Here is a 14,328-nt window from a genome sequence, read left to right on the forward strand (position 1 = left end):
CAGTGCTCCGCTCGCATGGCAGACTGGCCCGCATGAACACCGTGCGAGGGGCCAGGGAGCGGGCCCGCATCGAGGTCACCGCCGCCATCAAGGACGAGGCGCGCCGCATGCTCGCCGCCGAGGGCGCCGCCAAACTCTCCCTGCGTGCCGTCGCCCGCGAGCTGGGCATGGTGTCCTCCGCCCTCTACCGCTACTTCCCCAGTCGGGACGACCTCCTCACCGCTCTCATCATCGACGCGTACGACAGCGTCGGCGCGGCGGCCGAGGAAGCCGACGCCGGCGCGCGCGCCGCCGGGGCCCCGCCCCGCGCCCGCTGGACCGCCGTCTGCGGGGCCGTCCGCGCCTGGGCGCTGGAGCACCCGCACGAGTACGCCCTCATCTACGGTTCCCCCGTTCCCGGCTACATCGCCCCCGTCGACACCGTGGGCCCGGCCTCCCGCGTCGGCAACGCCTTCATCGGCATCCTCCGCGCCGCCTACGAGGGACCCGGCCTCGCCCTCCCGCCGCTGCCGCCCGCCCTGCGCGCCGAGGCCGACCGGATGACCGCCGACTTCGCCGAGGGCCTGCCCCCGGCGGTCACCGCGGCCCTGGTCGCCGCCTGGGCCCAGTTGGTCGGGCTGGTCTCCTTCGAGCTGTTCGGCCAGTTCAACCGGGTCGTCGAGGACCGCGCCGCCTTCTTCGCGCACGCCGCCGACCAACTGGCGCACGGGGTCGGGCTGCCCGCCGTGTGACGGCCCCGCGCCGACCGCATACCGGCCCGAGGGTGACCGTACGGCGAACTGACGGCGAACTGACGGCGACCGTGTGGCGGCCCGACGGCGACCGGGCGGGGGCGCCGATCCTCCCGGGGATCCGGAAGATTCACATGATGAGGGGATGGCTCGCTCTTCTGTTCCTCATACGAATGCGGGCGGTTCAGCCTTGAACGACGTGCCGCCCGTCTAGTGTTCCTCGGGTCGCCCCCCTCGCCGCCGCCGGAGGAACGTTCATGCCCCGCGCCGTGAAGGCCTTGTACGCCGCCCTGGTCACCGCGTTACTGGTCGCGTCGGCGCCGGCCATCATCGCCGCGGCCCGCGACGCACCCCCGGCGGCCGCCCCGGAGCCCACCCCGCCCCCGACCCCCCGGCCGCCGGGCGTACGAGGTCTGGAGATCGGCGTCCCCGCGTACGTCTGGGCGAACGACCCCATGCTGACCGATCTCACCGCCACCGCCCCGGCGCCCTCGGTGGTCGTGCTGAACCCGGGGAACGGCGACTCCCCGTTCGACGGCCCCTGGCGCTCCCGCGCCGACGCCCTGCGCGCCCGTACCACCTCCACCGGCGAGAAGACCCGGGTGCTGGGCTACGTCCACACCGACCACGGCAACCGCGACATCGCCGCGGCCAAGGCCTCCGTCGACAACTACCTCAAGACCGCCGACGGCCGCCTCCACGTCGACGGCATCTTCTTCGACGTCGTCAGCCGCGACTGCGGCCCCGCCAACGCCACCCGCGACTACTACGCGGAGCTGCGCCGCTATGTCCAGGAGCTCATGGACGACATCGACCCGGCCGCCCCCGACCTGGTCGTCAACAACCCCGGCACCGCCATAGCCGACTGCTACCTGGAGCCCGGCCACCGCACCGCGGACATCTTCGTCACGTTCGAGGACACCTACGCCGCCTACACCGGCGGCGGCTGGCTCGGCGGCAACGTCTTCGACCACCTCTCCGGCTACCGGGCGGGCACCGAACTCGACCCGAGCGGTACGGCGTTCTGGCACCTGGTCCACGACGTCCCCGACGCCGGCGCGATGCGCGCGACCCTGCGGACGGCCTTCGAGCGCGGCGCGGGCTACGCGTACGCGACCAGCACGATCATGCCCAACCCCTGGAACGCGGGCCCGACTTGGAAGTACCGCACCCAGACCACGTACGCGGCCACCCTCGGCTGAGACACAGGCCCCGCCCGCTGCGTCCGCGATACGGGCGCCCGGCTCCGCCGGCTCCGGCGCGGCGCGCTCGGCGTCGGTGAGGACGCGGTTCGCCGAGGGTCAGCGGTAGTCGTCGGGGTGACCCTGCATCCAGGTGTTGATCTTGTCGCGGGTGCCGATCAGCAGGGCCTTGTGCTTCTCCAGGTTCGGGGTGCTCCGGTCGCCGCCGAGTTCCCCGTCGAGCTTCGCGATCAGGGCGATCGGCTCGGGGAAGTGGCCCGGGCCCTTCGGGTCGGCCTTCATCGCGCGGTCCATGCGGTGGAGTTCCGCGTCGAGCCGGCCGAGGGTGTACGCGCAGTTGCCCGGCGTGCAGGAGTCGTCGAGCGTCGCCTGGAGCCCCGCGAAGGCGTCCCGGACCAGTTCGGGGCGGGAGCCGGGGAGCGTCGGCGCACCGGTCGGCGAGGGCGCCGACGGGCTCGGGTCCGACGGGCCCAGGGCGCCGCCGTCGGCCGGGGCGGACACGGCGGCCGGCGCGGCCGGCTCCGCGTCGCAGGAGACGGCGAACCCCGCCAGCACCACCGCGAGGACCGCCGCGCCGCGGACTGCCGAACCGAACACCATCGTCTACCCCCGTGATCGTTGAGGGTCCGACCCTAACGGCTGTTGCTCGTCATGCCCATGTCGAGGGTCATGCGCCGTCGTTCTCCGGGCGCCGCGCGAAGCCGAGCAGCACATGGGTGACCCGGAGCAGGAACACCACCGCCGCCAGAATCCCGCCCGCCACGGCCAGGATCCGGCCCGTCGACGGGGAGAGGGAGAACGCGAGCACGGGCCCGTACACCGCGCCGAAGGCCAGGGCGGCCGCGAAGCAGGCGCTGACGAAGGCGTAGCCGATCTCGATGGTGATGGCGTCCCGGTCCGCCTGTGTACGTCGCTCCATGCGTGCAGTGTCACAGCGCGCACGGTCCGTCACAAGGGGTCCCCGCGCACAACCGCCGCGCACCGGGCGTACCCGCGCCGCGCCGAACCCGCCGAACCCGCCGGACCGTCGAACCCGCCGGACCGTCGAACCCGCCGCGCGGCGAACCGCCGGGACCGCCCGACCCGCCGCGCGCACCGGACTCGCCGCGCGCACCCGACCCCGCCCCCGCAACGGTCAGATTCCGGCCGTCTCCGTCCACAGCCGCGCCAGCGCCTGGTCGCCCGTGACCCCCGGGCCGGCCAGCGGAACCCGGTTCCACAGGGCCTCGTACAGCCAGGCCGCCTCGCCGGTCAGCTCGCAGTCCGCCGGCTCGCCCGTGTCGCCCTGCACCGTACGGGCCGGCGCCGCCGACAGGTGGACGGTCCACACCGCTCCCGTGTCGGCGGCCCGCACCCGCACCACCTTCGGCTCGGCGGTCCGCACCCGGCTCCGCGGCCGGGCGTGGAAGCCGGTGAGCAGCTCGTCCACCCCGTCCTCCGCGAATTCCGGCTCGACCGCCGAGAACACCACCTCGAGCGCGGACTCCGCGTCCATCCGGTGCACGGCCGTTTCATGGGCCTGCCGCCGGGCCCAGAACGCCACCGGCGAGGGCGGAGCCGTCGGGAGGAAGGTCCAGCAGTGCACGTCGGCCGGGGCCCCGGTCAGGGCGCGCACCAGGTCCGCATGGCCCTCCCGGAACCACTCCAGCAGCTCGCCGCCGACCAGCTCCGGCGCGTCCGGGAAGCCCACCGGCTCCAGCCGCCGCTCCGCCACGTACGCGGTCGCCCAGCGGTGCACCGAGCCGGTGTGCCGCAACAGGTCGGTGACACGCCACCCCGGACAGGTGGGAACCGCTGCGTCCGTACCGGCGCGTTCGGCGGCCTCGGCGAGCAGCTCGCCTTCGTGCGCGAGGGCCTGCACATGTTCGGTGATCTCCATACCGCGAGTCTTATCAGCCGGCCCGCGACAATGGAGAGCATGGACGGGGAACTCTTCCCGCGCGAGCGGACCGTGATCGCCCCCGGCGCCGTGCACGTGCCCGACTGGCTCGGGGCCGCTCGGCAGGGCGAGTTGCTGGCGGCCTGCCGGGCGTGGGCGCGACCGCCCGCGGGCCTGCGCACCGTACGCACCCCCGGAGGCGGGGTGATGACCGCGCGCCAGGTGTGCCTCGGGCTGCACTGGTACCCGTACGGCTACGCGCGCACGGCCGTCGACGGCGACGGGGAGCCGGTCAAGCCGATGCCGCCGTGGCTCGCCGAACTGGGGCGGGAGGCCGTGGCCGCCGCGTACGGCGCCCCGCCCGAGCCCGGACCGGACGCGGCCTACGACATCGCGCTGATCAACTTCTACGACGGCGACTCCCGCATGGGCATGCACCGCGACGCCGAGGAGCGGTCCACCGCGCCCGTGGTCTCCCTCAGCCTCGGCGACACCTGCGTCTTCCGCTTCGGGAACACGGCCTCGCGCGGGCGTCCGTACCGGGACGTCGAGCTGCGCAGCGGGGACCTCTTCGTCTTCGGGGGGCCGAGCCGACCGGCGTACCACGGGGTACCGAAGGTCCTGCCGGGCACCGGCCCGCGCGACCTCGGACTGACCGGGCGGTTGAACATCACACTCCGGGTCGGCGGGCTGGGCTGAGGGGCGGCGCCCGGCGTGCCCCGATCATGCGAGGATCGATGCCATGAACGGCAACGGGGCCCCGCCGCAGGTGGGGGATGCGACCACGTCATCCGCCACGTCATCCGCGTCCGGAGCGGCTGCGCGGACCAGACTGGAGCGGGGTCGCGGCGCGCTCGGGCCGGCGCTGGAGCTCGTGCACACCGGCCGCGCCCCGACCCGGGCCGTCCTGACGGCCGAGCTCGGAGTCACCCGCGCCACCGCAGGAGCCGTCGCCGCGGAGCTGGAGGCGCTCGGTCTGATCCGCGTCGATTCCCGTCCCGGAGGTGCCGGAGGGACCGGCGGCGCCCAGGGCCGGCCCTCGCACCGGCTCTCGGTGGCCGAGGACGGCCCGGTGGCGCTGGCCGCCCAGGTGCACTCGGACGGCTTCCGCGCGGCCCTGGTCGGCCTCGGCGGGCGGATCGTGGCCACCGCCCCTGGTAAGGTCACCGTTTCCGCCGACCCGGCGCAGGTGCTCGGCGCGGTGGTGGAGGCGGGCGCGGCCCTGCTCGAACAGAGCGGCCGCCGCTGCGTCGGCGCGGGGCTCGCGGTCCCCTCGGCGGTCGCGGAACCGGACGGCACGGCGCTGAACCCGCTGCACCTGGCCTGGCCGGCCGGCTCTCCCGTGCGGGCCATCTTCGCGGAGTGCGTGAAGGCGGCCGGGATCGACGGCCCGGCCCTCACCGGCAACGACGTCAACCTCGCGGCCCTGGCCGAGCACCGGCACGGCGCGGGGCGCAGCGCCCAGCACCTGCTGTGCGTGGCCACCGGGCACCGCGGGGTCGGTGGCGCGCTGGTGCTGGACGGCCGCCTGCACAGCGGGAGTTCGGGCCTGGCCCTGGAGGTCGGCCACCTCACCGTGAACCCCGAGGGGCGGGCCTGCCACTGCGGCAGCCGCGGCTGCCTGGACGTGGAGGCGGACCCGCTGGCCTTCCTCACCGCGGCGGGCCGCAGTCCCGGCCCCGAGGTGTCACTGCTGCAGCAGGCCCGCGACCTGCTGCGCGAGGAACCCGCGGAACCGGCGGTACGGGCGGCCACGCAGGAGCTGATCGACCGGCTCGGCCTCGGCCTCGCGGGCCTGGTGAACATCCTCAATCCGGACCGGATCATCCTGGGCGGGCTGCACCGGGAACTGCTGCACGCCGACCCGGAGCGGCTGCGCGCGGTGGTCGCGGACCGCAGCCTGTGGGGGCGCAGCGGCGGGGTGCCCATCCTGCCGTGCACCCTCGACCACAACAGCCTGGTCGGTGCGGCGGAACTGGCGTGGCAGCCGGTGCTCGACGACCCGCTGGGAGCCCTCGCCTAGGCGGCGTCCTGCCGATCCTGCCGATCGGCCCGGCCCGTGGTGGCCGGCGGTCGGTCACCCGGGCCGGGCGCCGACCGGCGATGCCACCGGGAGGCCTGCCGCCGTGGGCGCCGGGTCGACGGCCAGGAGCACCGCACGCGCGGGTTCCCGTACGGGCGTGGTCCTGATCGGGACCGGCCGGGCCCGTTCCACCGGGGCCGGGGCCGCCGTGAGCGAGAACCACACCGCCTTGCCGGGTCCGTCGGGCCGCTCGCGCGCCCCCCAGGCCTCGCTGAGGGCCGCTACGAGGGCGAGCCCGCGTCCGCAGGTCTCCAGGGCCTCCGCCCGCGTCTCGTGGACGACCGGCAGCCGTGGATCGCTGTCGATGACCGAGACCGTCAGCCGCCCGAGCCGGAGTTCGATCTCCACGGTGCAGGTCTTGTCCGGCTGCGCGTGGCGGTGGACGTTGCTGAGCAGTTCCGTCACGCCGAGCGCAGCCCGGTCTATGAGCGGGTCGAGCTCCCAGTGGCGCAGTTGTGCAGAAACGATTCTGCGGATTTGGCCGATCCGCGACGGCAAGGCCTGCAGTTCGACGACGCAGTGCCTGCGGGAATGAGTGATCACGGCTGCGACTCCCCGACATGAGTGTTACGGGTGCTGCACCCTCGGTAATGCTCCACCAGGGTCACCCACGGTGCCGCACAGTGCAACCGAACGCGATCGAAAGGGATTCGCATGGATCCCCAAAGCGAACGTTTGTGCAGGTGGGAGAGGTACATTGCCAAGAAGGGGGGCGAAGTTCACCCACGAAGGAGCGCGGCACATGAGCACCACCGGCACTACCAGAACCACCGGTACCTCCGGTACGACTGCCACGACCGTCGACGTCGATCGCAGCGACGCGGACTACCGTGCCTGGCTGAAGGAGGCCGTCCGCAAGGTCCAGGCCGATGCCAACCGCTCCGCCGACACCCACCTGCTGCGCTTCCCGCTCCCCGAGGAGTGGGGGATCGACCTCTACCTCAAGGACGAGTCCACGCACCCGACGGGCTCCCTGAAGCACCGCCTCGCGCGCTCGCTCTTCCTGTACGCGCTCTGCAACGGCTGGGTCCGCCCCGGACGCCCGGTCATCGAGGCCTCCTCCGGCTCCACCGCCGTCTCCGAGGCGTACTTCGCCAAGCTGATCGGCGTCCCCTTCATCGCCGTCATGCCGCGCACGACCAGCCCGGAGAAGTGCCGCCTCATCGAATTCCACGGCGGTGAATGCCACTTCGTGGACGACCCGATGAAGATGTACGAGGAGTCCGCCGAGCTCGCCGCCCGGACGGGCGGGCACTACATGGACCAGTTCACGTACGCGGAGCGCGCCACCGACTGGCGCGGCAACAACAACATCGCCGAATCGATGTACCAGCAGCTGCGCCTGGAGCGCTACCCCGAGCCCGCCTGGATCGTGGCGACCGCGGGCACCGGCGGTACCTCGGCGACCATCGCGCGCTACGTGCACTACATGCAGCACGACACCCGCATCTGCGTCCCGGACCCGGAGAACTCCTGTTTCTTCGAAGGCTGGACCAACAACGACCCCGGGGCGAGCAGCGATTGCGGCTCCCGCATCGAGGGCATCGGCCGGCCGCGGATGGAGCCGAGCTTCGTGCCCGGGGCCATCGACCGGATGATGAAGGTCCCGGACGCGGCGAGCGTCGCCGCGTGCCGCGCCCTGGAGACGGCCATAGGGCGCAAGGCGGGCGGCTCGACCGGCACCGGCCTGTGGAGCGCCCTGAAGATCATCTCGGAGATGGTGGCGGAGGGCCGCACGGGCAGCGTCGTCACCCTGCTGTGCGACCCGGGCGACCGCTACCTGGACAAGTACTACTCCGACGAGTGGCTGGCGGCGCAGCGGCTCGACATCGCCCCGTACGCGAAGACCCTCGACACGCTGCTGACGACGGGTGTCTGGCGCGAGCCCGCCGCCTGACACCCCGCCGCCTGACATCCCGTCGCCGTGAGGGGCCCGTCACGAAAACACCGTGGTGACAAGGGAGTTGCCTGGCTACGCTCGGCGGATTCGGAGCGCGGGCGGCCGGGGGGAAGCATGGCGGGCATCGAATACAGCAGACCCGAGCGGGACGCGCGCACACGGGCCCGGACCACCGGTCCGGGCGACCGGCCCGGCGCCGAGAACCCGGCCGAGAACCCGGCCGAGAGTCCGGCCGACAGTGGGGGATCCCCGCTGGAGTGCCCGAGCTGCCGCCGCTGCGACGAGGTCCGCGCCGTCCCCGCCGTCTGTCTCGGCGGGCAGCGCCGCCTCCACGAGGAGACCGGCGACGGCGACCGGCGCACCGGCGGCGTCCGCGAGATCGTCCCGCGGCTGGCCGACGCGCTGGCCCCGGCCCCGCCGCCCCCGGAGACCTCCGGTCGCACCGTGCTGGGCGTGCTGCTCGTCCTGGTGTCGATCGGTACGTTCATCGGCAGTGCGCTGGCCGGGAACCGGTTCGCCGGAGCGCCCGGGGGCACGCAGGACCAGTGGTCGGCCGGGACCTGGGGCAGTACCGTGCCCGCCCCGCCGGGCCCGGGGCCCGAGCTCCTGTTCCTGGGCTGGATCTCGGCGTTCGCCCTGCTGGGGGCGGCCTTGCTGATCGTGGCGGCCGCGCGCACGCAGCGGGCGTTCCGGGCGCGGACGGCGGCCGGCCGGGTCGCCGCCGAGGACGTCTGGTCCCGTGGCTGGTGCTGCGCACGCTGCGCGGTGGTCCACTTCGCCGCCGGGCCGGGGATGACGCTGCAGGAGTTCCGCGAGGCCGTCTGGAGTGCGGGCGGCTACGGAGAACTGGCCGAGGTGTACCGGGTGTCCGGGGCCACGGTGGATCCGGCTACTGATCGGCCCCGCGCCGGGCGGTGAGCCTGCGGTCCAGCGCCCGGACCGCCGTGCGGAAGGAGTGCCCCAGACCCGGGCGGGCGGCCGCGAGGCCGAGGCGGAACGCGGTCGGCCCGTCCGCGGCGAAGGTCCAGCGCACGTGCGTGCCGGACCCGGCCGGTGCCAGCCGCCACTCCTCCAACAGGGCGCGCACCCCGGGAGCGTTGGTGGTGTCGACCCGGTACGCGTACCGCTGCCCGGGATCGGCGGCCATGACGGTCTCCTGGAAGCGCACCCCGCCCCGCAGCCTGACCTCGCGGCCCGCGCCCCCGTGCGTGGGGCGGGCCAGGGTCACCGCGCCGAACCAGGCGGGCCAGCCCGCCACCTCCTCGGCGAGTGCGTGGTAGACGGCTTCGGGAGGCGCCGTGGTACCGGCGTCGAAGACCAGCCGTACCGGCGCGTCGTCGATGAAGTCCAGCCCCACCGGGCGGAGTCGGCGAGCCATGGCGGTACCCCCTGGGACGGTGACCTGAACGCGTGTGCGCGACACCATAGCCCCGCACCGGCGAGAAGTCCGTAGGGCTCTCCTTCCGAATATCCGCCGGTCCTGACCGATCCCGGACCGTCCCTGCCCTCCGGTGTCGATCTCTGGCGATCTCTGTCGATCCCCGCGCGGGGCCTGGGCAGCGGCCCCGTCCCGCGGGATGCTGGAACCGCGCCCGTCCCGCCCCGCGAGCGGAGGCCGCCGTGCCCGACCACCCCCAGCCCGACACCCCCCTCGCCCTCGAACTCCTGGTCCACGGAGTCGCCGGCGCAGCTCCCGGCGAGCTGCTCGGCGACCCGCGCACCGTCCGCGTCACCGGAGACTCCACCGCCGCCGTCTTCCGCCGCACCGACGACGCGGACGCCGAAGCCCACCCCGAGCGGTACGCCGGGCGGCCCGTCCCCGAGGCCTACTGCTGGTCCCGGCTCACCTCCGGCAACGGCGCCCGCGCCCTGTGGCTGCTGCTCCTGCCCTTCATGGTGGCCAACCTCGCCCACTGGGCGCGGCCCGCCACGTCCGCCGCCGACCCCGCTCCGCGCGCCGTGCGCACGTACGGGGTCCTCGTACGCATCCTCGCCCTCAGCCTGACCGTGCTGCTGATCGCCGCCGCCTGCGAGGTCGCGCTCGACCTCCTCGCCTGGCAGTGCGCGGGCTCCGGAACCTGCGCCGGCCCCGGCTCCCGACTCGGATTCCTCGGGCCCGGCGGCGGCTGGTGGGCCCAGCCCGGGCGGCGCCTCGCCCTCGGGGCCCTGGTCCCCGCCGCGTTGACCGGGCTGCTCTGGTACCTGTCGAACCGCACCTGGAGCGCCTACGAGTCCCAGCCGCCCCCCGCGGGCGCCGCCGACCCGGACACCGCCTCGGACACCGCGCCCGCGCTCGGGCGCCCCGGATTCTGGTACGGCCGCCGGCTCGTGGCCCGGCTGCGCGCCGCGCACACCGCCGCCGGGCTGCTCACCGTGGCGGTGGCCGTCTCCGTCCCGACCGCCCGCCAGGACCGCCGGGCCGGGGCTCCCGTCCTCGCGGCCCTCGGCACGCTCACGCAGGTCCTGCTCGCCGCCGGGGCCGTCAGCGTGGCCTGGGTCGTGTGCCGGCGCGGCCGCACCGAGGCCCGGCCCGACCACCGGCTCGACCGGGCCGCCGTCACCCTGCTGCCCGGCAGCGCCCTCGCCCTGCTCACCGCCGTGCTGCTGTACGCCTGTTGGCCGCGCCCCGGCTGGACCGCCACCGGACGGCTCCCCGGGGACCTGACCTTCGGCGTGCTCATGCTGGGCCAGGGGCTGTGCGTGCTCGCCCTCGCCGCCGTCGCCCACCACCTGTACCGCAGGGACCCCGACCCGGCGACCGCCCTGTACGGACTCGGCGGGCCCGCCGTCGCCATGCTCGGCTGTGCGCTCGGCGGGGTGATGTCGGGCGGCGTCGCACAGCGCGTCGCCGACTGGCTGGACGGGGGAGCCACGCCCGGGATGCCGGGCGCCCCGCTGCCCGGGCCGCCCGTACTGCTGTCCTGGCAGGCCGCCGTACTGCCCCCGATGCTCCTCGTACTGGCGCTGCTCGCGGGCTGGTTCGCGGTGCGCGGCGGGCGGGAGCGGGGCCGGCTCGCCGCCTCCGTGGCCGCCGAGTACCCGGGGGAGACACCGGACCGCGCCCGCAGCCGCCGGATCGCCGGGGCGCGGACCGCGGCCGCGCTCACCGACTCCGCGCCCTGGTTCGTGGCCGCCGTATCCGGGATCACCCTGGTGCTCGGCGCGGGCGCGCTGGCCGGAGCCTGGCTCAGCGCGGAGGTCCCGGGCGAGGCGGCCCGCGGGACCGTGCCGCTGCTGGAGGCCGCCGCCCGCGCCGCCCAGGACGCCGGGTCCTGGCTCATCGGACTCGGTATCGCCTCCTTCGTCGCCTGGGGCCGGCGCGCCTACCGGGATCCGGCCGCCCGCCGGACCATAGGGATCCTGTGGGACGTCGGCACCTTCTGGCCGCGCGCCGCGCACCCCTTCGCACCGCCCTGCTACGCCGAGCGGGCCGTCCCCGACCTGACCTGGCGGATGGCCGGCTGGACCGGCCGCACGGGCGGCCGCCTCGTCATCTCCGGCCACTCCCAGGGGAGCGTGCTCGCCGCCGCGGCCGTGTGGCAACTGCCGCCGCCCGCACGCCGCCGGGTCGCCCTGCTCACCTACGGATCCCCGCTCGGCCGCCTTTACGGCCGCTGGTTCCCCGCCTACTTCGGCCCCGGCCAACTCACCGCCCTGCACCGCGAGGTCGACTGCTGGCGCAACCTCTGGCGGGCCACCGACCCCATCGGCGGACCCGCACTGCCCGGCGCGGGCCGGCACGTGGACCGCGGTCCGCTCGCCGACCCGATCGCCTACGGGCGCAGCGCCCGCCACCCGCTGCCCGCCCCGCTTCTGGGCCACTCCGACTACCAGGCCGATCCGGCCTTCGCCGCGGAACGCGATGCCCTGCTCGCCCGGTTGGACGCCGCCGCACGGGCCGACGTCGACGTACCGGGCCAGCGGGTCGTGGTCAGCAAGGAGCGGGCAGCGCCGGCAGTGCCGGCAGATCCGCCGGGAACAGCAGGGTGAGCTCGTCCGTACTGGGCTCGGAGAGCTGGGCGACCCGCCCCGCGTGCCGCTCCACCATCGACTCGAAGGTCTGGCGGGCCGTGCGGCCGTTACCGAAGGCCGGGCCCTTGGGCAGCTCCGTGAAGTACGTCAGCAGCGCCTGCGAGGTGCCCTCACCGAGCCGGTACTCGTGCTCCTCGGCCTGCTGCTCCACGATCCGCAGCAGCTCCTCGGGCCCGTAGTCCCCGAAGGTGATGGTCCGGGAGAAGCGGGAGGCCACCCCCGGATTCACCGTCAGGAAGCGCTCCATCTCCGCCGTGTACCCGGCGACGATCACCACCACCGCGTCCCGGTGGTCCTCCATCAGCTTCACCAGCGTGTCGATCGCCTCGCGCCCGAAGTCCCGGCCCGAGTCCTCCGGGGCCAGCGCGTACGCCTCGTCGATGAACAGCACCCCGCCGCGCGCCCGGTCGAAAGCCTCCTGCGTCCGGATCGCCGTGGAGCCGATGTGCTCACCGACCAGGTCCACCCGGGACACCTCGACCAGGTGCCCGCGCTCCAGCACCCCGAGCGAGGCCAGGATCTCCCCGTACAGCCGGGCCACCGTGGTCTTGCCCGTGCCGGGGGAACCGGTGAAGACCAGGTGCCGGCGCACCGAGGCGGCCTTGAGGCCCGCCAGCTGGCGGCGGCGGCCCACCTCGATCATGTCGGTGAGGGCCCGCACCTCACGCTTGACGCTGTCCAGGCCCACCAGTGCGTCGAGCTGGCCCAGCATCTCGCCGGACTCCCGGGCGGCGGTGGCCGGGACCGCCTGCGCCCCGTCCGCGGGCCGCGGTACGGACGCCGGCGCCGGCTGCGCCGCACGCACCGCAGGACTCTGCACCCCGGTGACCGTGAGGATGCCCGCCTGCGCGGGTCCGGCGGGGCCGCCGCCCGCGGCGGACCGGGCCGCCGCCCGCGTACCGGACTCGTCGCCGGTGCAGTCCTGGGCGGCCGGCCCGTCCTCCGCGAACTCGTAGCCCCCGCGGGCGCAGCGCTCGGTGTGGCAGCGCGTCAGCGTGGTGCGGCAGCCGTCCATGACGTGGAAACCGAAGCCGGAACTGTCCGACACCCGGCAGGCCGTGAAGGTGCCCCGGCCGCCCGCCGACACATAGAAACCGGCCTCGGCCGCGGAGGTGACGGTGCACCGCTCCAGGGTGGGGTCGGCCCCCTTGGTGACGATGACACCGGTCTGGACGGCGTCGATGGTGCAGCCGGCCAGCGTGCCGCCGCTGCCGTGGTCGCGGAACCAGGCCCCGGTCGCCGCCTCGCGGATCCGGCAGTCGTCGAGCTGGGCGGTGGCCCCGTCGCTCACCGAGACGGCGGTGTTGCGCACCTGGGACAGATCGCTGTCGACCACGTCGACGCGCGACCCGCGGTCCAGGACGAACAGCGCGTCGGGCACGTCGTGCACCCGGCAGGAGTCGAGGGAGACGGTGGCCCCGTCACTGATCCACACCGCCGGATAGTCACCCGTGCTGTCATGGATCTCGCAGGAGTCGGCGTCCACCCGGGTGCCCGGGTCCCACACGGACAGTCCGTTGCGGCCGAACCGGCGCACCGTGGTGCGGCTGAGGGTCAGCACGGACCGGGACCGCAGATCGACCGCGTTCTCCGGGATGTCGTGGATGTCGCAGCCGGCCAGGGTGAGCACGGCGTCGGTGTCGAGGGTGACCCCGTCGGCCGAGGTGCGGTGCACCGAGCAGTCGGTGAGCCGCGCCGTGGCACGCGCGGCGATCTGCACCCCGGCGCCCTTGACCTCGTACACCTCGCAGCCCAGCGCCTCCAGCCCGGACCCCTCCCCGGTGACCCCGATGCCCGCGCCGGTGGCGTGGTGGATCCGGCAGCGCTCCAGCCGGGGGCGGCCCCCGCCGCGGACCGAGACGCCGTTCTGCCCGGCGGCCACGACCTCGCACTCCTCGAACACCCCGCCACCGCCGTCGAGTACGGCGATGCCGACGCCGGCCGGATTCTCCACCGTGCAGCGCCGCACCAGGGGCCGCGCCCCGACGCCGCGCACCTCGATGCCGGCGGCGGAGTGGGTGCTCACGCGCAGGTCGGTGAGCTCGGGGCAGCCGTCCTCCACCAGCAGGGCGGGCGCCGCCCGGTCCTGGCCCTCCAGATACAGGTCCTGGATCACGGCCGAGGCGCGCACGGTCAGCGCGACCCCGTCGAGCGGGGCGATCCGTACCGATCCGGCCCCGCCCTCGGGTCCGCGCAGGGTGACGGCATGGTGCAGCACCAGGTTCTCGCGGTAGGTGCCGGGGGCGATGGACAGGACGTCCCCGTCGCCCGCGACGGCGAGCGCGGCGGTCAGTGTCGGATACTCACCGGAGCGGCGCCGCCACCGCGAAGACCCGCCGTGCGTCACCTGGACCGTGCCCTGAACCATGGTGCTGTCGTGCCCCCACCCTCGTACTCGCGCTGCCGATACGACCGAAGCCACTGAAGTCTGACGTCACCGAAGTAACTGGAGAGACCGATCCGGCGGCTCCACCGTAGCGCGCGCGGAGCCGATGAGCTGC

Annotated in this window: 13 protein-coding genes; 7 read left to right on the forward strand and 6 right to left on the reverse strand. The window is 74.7% G+C overall.

Going from position 1 to position 14,328, the window contains the following annotated elements:
- The first annotated feature begins 32 nt into the window (after positions 1-32).
- Together B6R96_RS31540 and B6R96_RS31545 are read left to right on the forward strand one after the other, a co-directional pair.
- Positions 33-731 (forward strand): TetR/AcrR family transcriptional regulator, encoded by a 699-nt coding sequence (locus B6R96_RS31540; RefSeq protein WP_053701550.1) that lies wholly within the window; start codon positions 33-35, stop codon positions 729-731.
- A 257-nt stretch (positions 732-988) separates the two neighbouring features.
- Complete coding sequence (locus B6R96_RS31545) at positions 989-1,933, forward strand: spherulation-specific family 4 protein (protein WP_081524340.1); 945 nt, start codon at positions 989-991, stop codon at positions 1,931-1,933.
- Positions 1,934-2,032: 99 nt separating this feature from the next.
- Here the strand turns inward: B6R96_RS31545 and B6R96_RS31550 are convergent, their stop codons facing one another.
- The 3 genes from B6R96_RS31550 to B6R96_RS31560 all read right to left on the reverse strand — a co-directional run bounded on the left by B6R96_RS31550 (position 2,033) and on the right by B6R96_RS31560 (position 3,812).
- Positions 2,033-2,533 carry a hypothetical protein gene (locus B6R96_RS31550; protein ID WP_081524341.1) on the reverse strand — a complete coding sequence of 167 codons (501 nt, stop codon included), beginning with the start codon at positions 2,531-2,533 and terminating at the stop codon, positions 2,033-2,035.
- Positions 2,534-2,600: 67 nt separating this feature from the next.
- Positions 2,601-2,852: a DUF6332 family protein gene (locus B6R96_RS31555; RefSeq protein WP_030384296.1), complete on the reverse strand. Its 252-nt coding sequence runs from the start codon at positions 2,850-2,852 to the stop codon at positions 2,601-2,603.
- 216 nt (positions 2,853-3,068) lie between these two features.
- Positions 3,069-3,812: a maleylpyruvate isomerase family mycothiol-dependent enzyme gene (locus B6R96_RS31560; protein ID WP_081524342.1), complete on the reverse strand. Its 744-nt coding sequence runs from the start codon at positions 3,810-3,812 to the stop codon at positions 3,069-3,071.
- 39 nt (positions 3,813-3,851) lie between these two features.
- Between B6R96_RS31560 and B6R96_RS31565 the strand changes: the two genes are divergently transcribed.
- Positions 3,852-4,511: an alpha-ketoglutarate-dependent dioxygenase AlkB family protein gene (locus B6R96_RS31565; protein WP_030384298.1), complete on the forward strand. Its 660-nt coding sequence runs from the start codon at positions 3,852-3,854 to the stop codon at positions 4,509-4,511.
- A 43-nt stretch (positions 4,512-4,554) separates the two neighbouring features.
- Complete coding sequence (locus B6R96_RS31570) at positions 4,555-5,835, forward strand: ROK family protein (RefSeq protein ID WP_078938018.1); 1,281 nt, start codon at positions 4,555-4,557, stop codon at positions 5,833-5,835.
- Positions 5,836-5,889: 54 nt separating this feature from the next.
- Here the strand turns inward: B6R96_RS31570 and B6R96_RS31575 are convergent, their stop codons facing one another.
- Positions 5,890-6,438, reverse strand: coding sequence for an ATP-binding protein (locus tag B6R96_RS31575; protein ID WP_081524343.1), 549 nt, complete (start codon positions 6,436-6,438; stop codon positions 5,890-5,892).
- A 199-nt stretch (positions 6,439-6,637) separates the two neighbouring features.
- Here B6R96_RS31575 and B6R96_RS31580 point away from each other — a divergent pair, with 199 nt between their 5' ends.
- Entirely contained in the window at positions 6,638-7,792 is a 1,155-nt protein-coding gene (locus B6R96_RS31580) for a PLP-dependent cysteine synthase family protein (RefSeq protein ID WP_081524344.1), read from the forward strand.
- Positions 7,793-7,909: 117 nt separating this feature from the next.
- The gene (locus B6R96_RS31585) at positions 7,910-8,713 is read left to right on the forward strand and encodes a hypothetical protein (RefSeq protein ID WP_081524345.1); all 804 of its coding nucleotides are present in this window, start codon (positions 7,910-7,912) and stop codon (positions 8,711-8,713) included.
- Here B6R96_RS31585 and B6R96_RS31590 read toward each other — a convergent pair.
- A complete protein-coding gene (locus tag B6R96_RS31590) occupies positions 8,685-9,173 on the reverse strand; it encodes an SRPBCC family protein (protein WP_081524346.1) in 489 nt (162 codons plus the stop codon). The genes B6R96_RS31585 and B6R96_RS31590 overlap by 29 nt on opposite strands.
- A 242-nt stretch (positions 9,174-9,415) precedes the next feature.
- Here B6R96_RS31590 and B6R96_RS31595 point away from each other — a divergent pair, with 242 nt between their 5' ends.
- Positions 9,416-11,785 carry a hypothetical protein gene (locus B6R96_RS31595; RefSeq protein ID WP_081524347.1) on the forward strand — a complete coding sequence of 790 codons (2,370 nt, stop codon included), beginning with the start codon at positions 9,416-9,418 and terminating at the stop codon, positions 11,783-11,785.
- Here B6R96_RS31595 and B6R96_RS31600 read toward each other — a convergent pair.
- Positions 11,727-14,195, reverse strand: coding sequence for a right-handed parallel beta-helix repeat-containing protein (locus tag B6R96_RS31600; protein WP_081524348.1), 2,469 nt, complete (start codon positions 14,193-14,195; stop codon positions 11,727-11,729). The genes B6R96_RS31595 and B6R96_RS31600 overlap by 59 nt on opposite strands.
- Positions 14,196-14,328: the final 133 nt, after the last annotated feature.

Source organism: Streptomyces sp. Sge12, assembly GCF_002080455.1.
GTDB lineage: Bacteria > Actinomycetota > Actinomycetes > Streptomycetales > Streptomycetaceae > Streptomyces.

Bases quoted from the DNA above. Each gene is read 5' to 3' on its own strand.
- B6R96_RS31580 (WP_081524344.1), top strand. From the start codon at position 6,638: ATGAGCACCACCGGCACTACCAGAACCACCGGTACCTCCGGTACGACT.
- B6R96_RS31590 (WP_081524346.1), bottom strand. From the start codon at position 9,173: ATGGCTCGCCGACTCCGCCCGGTGGGGCTGGACTTCATCGACGACGCG.
- B6R96_RS31560 (WP_081524342.1), bottom strand. From the start codon at position 3,812: ATGGAGATCACCGAACATGTGCAGGCCCTCGCGCACGAAGGCGAGCTG.
- B6R96_RS31550 (WP_081524341.1), bottom strand. From the start codon at position 2,533: ATGGTGTTCGGTTCGGCAGTCCGCGGCGCGGCGGTCCTCGCGGTGGTG.
- B6R96_RS31585 (WP_081524345.1), top strand. From the start codon at position 7,910: ATGGCGGGCATCGAATACAGCAGACCCGAGCGGGACGCGCGCACACGG.
- B6R96_RS31570 (WP_078938018.1), top strand. From the start codon at position 4,555: ATGAACGGCAACGGGGCCCCGCCGCAGGTGGGGGATGCGACCACGTCA.
- B6R96_RS31555 (WP_030384296.1), bottom strand. From the start codon at position 2,852: ATGGAGCGACGTACACAGGCGGACCGGGACGCCATCACCATCGAGATC.
- B6R96_RS31545 (WP_081524340.1), top strand. From the start codon at position 989: ATGCCCCGCGCCGTGAAGGCCTTGTACGCCGCCCTGGTCACCGCGTTA.
- B6R96_RS31540 (WP_053701550.1), top strand. From the start codon at position 33: ATGAACACCGTGCGAGGGGCCAGGGAGCGGGCCCGCATCGAGGTCACC.
- B6R96_RS31565 (WP_030384298.1), top strand. From the start codon at position 3,852: ATGGACGGGGAACTCTTCCCGCGCGAGCGGACCGTGATCGCCCCCGGC.
- B6R96_RS31600 (WP_081524348.1), bottom strand. From the start codon at position 14,195: ATGGTTCAGGGCACGGTCCAGGTGACGCACGGCGGGTCTTCGCGGTGG.